The sequence below is a fragment of the Mycobacterium sp. genome, assembly GCF_050701675.1.
Lineage (GTDB): Bacteria > Actinomycetota > Actinomycetes > Mycobacteriales > Mycobacteriaceae > Mycobacterium.
In genome coordinates this window covers 1-3,338 of sequence record NZ_JBOGDD010001070.1, presented here as the reverse complement: position 1 = coordinate 3,338, position 3,338 = coordinate 1, and the positions used below count along the sequence as shown (strand labels likewise).

Below are 3,338 nucleotides of genomic sequence, written 5' to 3'. Positions count from 1 at the left end.
GCAGGAGGACGTGAACCGCAGCCAGGAGTTCCGCAAGTGCATCGAGTGCTTCCTGTGCCAGAACACCTGCCACGTGGTCCGCGATCACGAGGAGAACAAGGAGGCCTTCGCAGGCCCGCGGTACCTGATGCGCCAAGCCGAGCTGTCGATGCATCCGCTCGACACCCTGGACCGCCGCGACATGGCCCAGGACGAGAACGGCCTCGGCCTGTGCAACATCACCAAGTGCTGCACCGAGGTCTGCCCCGAGCACATCAAGATCACCGACAACGCCCTGATCCCGATGAAGGAGCGTGTGGCGGACCGCAAGTACGACCCCGTCGTGTGGCTGGGGAACAAGCTCTTCAAGAGGTAGCACTGCTCCTACGTGCGTGAACTGGCTGCGAGAATTTCTCGCAGCCAGTTCGCGTTGGCGCGTAGGCTCGTGATGGCAGCCAACCACACCCATCAATGACGAAGGGCGGCCACATGAGCAGTGGAGAAACACAGAGCGTCAACGACATTCGCACCGCGATCCGCGAGCTGACCGCACGGGCCGAGCTGGCCCGCAAGGAGGGCAGGCGCGACGACGCCGCTGAGCTCGACAAGCGGATTCAGGGCTACCGCGAGGAACTCGGCCAGCGCCCCTGAGACGCGGCCTCAGGCACCCAGTCGACGGAACGTGCTGCGGTGGAACACGATCGGCGCGACGTCGTCGTGAACCGTGATGTCGTGCACCCGCAGAACGACGATCGTGTGATCGCCCGCCGGGACGAGCTGCTCGATGGCGCTCTCCAACCAGACGCTGGTGCCGTGGATGAACACCGCGCCGCCCTCGGTCGACTTGGTCTCCAGACCCGCGAACCGGTCACCCGTCTTGGCCGCGAGCGTCTTCGCCGCCTCGTCGTGCGATTCGCCGAGCACGCTGATCCCCAAAAGCGGCAGGTCCTTGAGCTTGGGCCACGTCGTCGACGAATTCTGCACGCAGAACGACACCAGCGGCGGATCCAGCGACACGGGTACGAACGTGCTCGCTGCCAAGCCGACCAGGGTGCCGTCGACCTCGGCGGCTATCGCGATCACGCCGGACGGGAAGTGGCCGAACGCTTCACGCAGTGAAGCCGGACTCAGATCTGTGCTGCTCATAGAGACTCCATCTTCACACGAGTTTTCCTGGGCTGTAGTGGTGCGCTATCGCCACGTCGGGATGCGCGCGCAATCGACTCTTCCAAGCATTGCGGCCGTACACCGCGAAGATCCTCTCGTTGGACGGGTCCGCGGTGATGCCGCGGGCCTGGGCGGCCAGCTCGTCCGGCAGCGACAGCACCGGGAACCGGGCGTCCAGCCTCGGATTGAAGAAGTAGGGCACCGAGATGCGCTCCCTGGCTGAGAGCGCCACCCGATGCTCGGTGGCACGCAGATAGCCGCCACTGGCGATCTCGAGCATCTCACCGATGTTCACGATCAGCGCGCCGGGCTGCGGGTCGACGTCGATCCACTCTCCATCCGACCCGCGGACCTCCAGCCCACAGCTGCCCGGTTCGGCGAGCAACAGCGTGAGCACGCCCGCATCGCGGTGGGCGCCGACCCCCTGCGGGCTGTCGGCCTCTGCCGGGTAACGGACGATCTTGATCAACGTGGCGGGTGTCTCGGCGAACGCCGCATCGAAGACGTCCTCGGGGCTGCCGAGCGATACGGCGAAGTGCCGCAGCAACCTTCGTCCGACGTCGGCGAGCGCGTTATCCCACTGGGCGATGATCCCTGGCAGGTCGGGCAGCGCGGGTGGCCACTGGTTGGGGCCCTGCAGCCGCAGATACGGCTCTGCCGGGTTGCGCAGGGGCACGCGCTCGGGTCCGATGTCGATCTGCTCGCGCCAGTCGACGGCGCCGCCGGTGAGCTCACCGCCGAGGCGGGTGTAGCCGCGAAAGTGCGGACTGTTCACCATCGCGACGGCGTCCTTGTCCGGCTGAGGCAGAGCGAACAACGCCCGCGCCGACGCGAGCACTCGCGCGGTCAGATCGTCGGGCACCCCGTGTCCGGCGAGGTGGAAGAAACCCACCTCGTGCGCCACCGATCGCAGGCGCTCCCGCAGCGCGGCGGGCTCGTCGCGCAGATCGACGACGGGCAGCGCGGTGTGAACGGACACGCCTTCCATCATCAACGCGATCGGGCATCTCGGCCACGTTCTCGATCGACGTGAACTCAAAGTCGCGGACGGCACGTGACCGAACACCGGGCGGTAACCTGACGCCCATGCCTCAGCCGACTCTTCTCACAATTCTGCGCGAACGTGCCGGCCTTCAGCCCGCCGACGAGGCGGTCACCGTCCGGTTGGACGCCTAGCCGGTCGAGCGAAACCGGCAACCGACCCACCATGTGGATCACTCTTCTGGTGATGGCCGTCGCCGTCAGCCTGGAACCGTTCCGCATCGGCATGACGGTCCTGATGCTGAACCGGCCGCGGCCGATCCTGCAGTTGCTGGCGTTCCTGGGTGGCGGCTTCACCATGGGAACGACGGTGGGTCTGGTGGTGCTCTTCGCCGTTCGGCCCGCGCTGCTGGGGTCCGCGCACTTCACCTTGCCCAAGGTGCAGATCGTGATCGGCGTGCTGGCCCTGCTGGTCGCCGCCTTCTTGGCCAGTGGCCTGCAGCTACCGCGGTCCGAGAACCCCGGGCGAATGTCCGCTTGGGCTCGGCGGCTGGCGAACGGCAGCTCGCCGTGGGTGGCGGCGGTGGCAGGCCTCGGCATCGCGCTGCCATCCATCGACTACCTGGCGGCGCTGGCGGTCATCCTCGCTTCCGGCACCGCAGCCATGACCCAGGTCGCTGCGCTGGTGGCGTTCAACGTGGTGGCCTTCGCGCTGGTGGAGATCCCCCTGGTCGTCTACCTGGTCGTGCCGGAGCGGACCCGGGCGGCGATGGACGCGCTACACGGCTGGCTCCGGTCGCGCCGTCGCCGCCACGTCGCCGTTCTGCTGGCCGGGATCGGCGCCGTCCTGGTCGTGGTCGGTTCGGTGGGCCTGTGACTCGGCCCCGTCGGCGACGCGACCCAACCCGGGCTTAGGCGTCCAACCGGATGAATTCATCCTGGCGGTACTGCTCGACGCAGGCCGCCCGTCGAATCTTGCCGCTCGTCGTGGTCGGAATCGACCCTGGCGGTACCAGCACGACGTCCCCGACGTTCAAGCCATGCGCATTGGATATGGCGGAGGTGACGTCGCTCTTGACGCCGCCGAGCCAGCGCATTGCCTCCTCGTTGGAATCACCTCGCTTCTTGAGTTCGATGATGGTGACCAGATTCTCGGTGCCATTCACCGGTACCGCGATCGCCGCCACCCGCCCACCCGTGATCTCCTGGAC

5 protein-coding genes and 1 pseudogene are annotated in these 3,338 nt (G+C 67.1%); 3 read left to right on the top strand and 3 right to left on the bottom strand.

Annotation, left to right across the window (positions count from 1 at the left end):
* Together ACRDUX_RS32825 and ACRDUX_RS32820 are read left to right on the top strand one after the other, a co-directional pair.
* Nucleotides 1-355, top strand: a 355-nt coding sequence (locus ACRDUX_RS32825) for a 4Fe-4S dicluster domain-containing protein (protein ID WP_526420358.1), incomplete at its 5' end; no start/stop codon positions are given.
* Between the two features lie 113 nt (nt 356-468).
* Nucleotides 469-630, top strand: a complete 162-nt coding sequence (locus ACRDUX_RS32820) for a hypothetical protein (RefSeq protein WP_526420356.1) — start codon at nt 469-471, stop codon at nt 628-630.
* Between the two features lie 9 nt (nt 631-639).
* Here ACRDUX_RS32820 and ACRDUX_RS32815 read toward each other — a convergent pair whose 3' ends face one another.
* Together ACRDUX_RS32815 and ACRDUX_RS32810 are read right to left on the bottom strand one after the other, a co-directional pair.
* Nucleotides 640-1,125 (bottom strand): flavin reductase family protein, encoded by a 486-nt coding sequence (locus ACRDUX_RS32815; protein ID WP_526420354.1) that lies wholly within the window; start codon nt 1,123-1,125, stop codon nt 640-642.
* 13 nt (nt 1,126-1,138) lie between these two features.
* Nucleotides 1,139-2,134, bottom strand: a complete 996-nt coding sequence (locus ACRDUX_RS32810) for an isopenicillin N synthase family dioxygenase (RefSeq protein WP_526420360.1) — start codon at nt 2,132-2,134, stop codon at nt 1,139-1,141.
* 219 nt (nt 2,135-2,353) lie between these two features.
* On the opposite strand from ACRDUX_RS32810, the gene ACRDUX_RS32805 reads away from it, so the two are divergent.
* Nucleotides 2,354-3,004 carry a GAP family protein gene (locus ACRDUX_RS32805; RefSeq protein ID WP_526420352.1) on the top strand — a complete coding sequence of 217 codons (651 nt, stop codon included), beginning with the start codon at nt 2,354-2,356 and terminating at the stop codon, nt 3,002-3,004.
* 34 nt (nt 3,005-3,038) lie between these two features.
* On the opposite strand, the pseudogene ACRDUX_RS32800 reads toward ACRDUX_RS32805, so the two are convergent.
* Nucleotides 3,039-3,338: pseudogene (locus ACRDUX_RS32800) on the bottom strand (acyl-CoA synthetase); the annotation flags it as partial.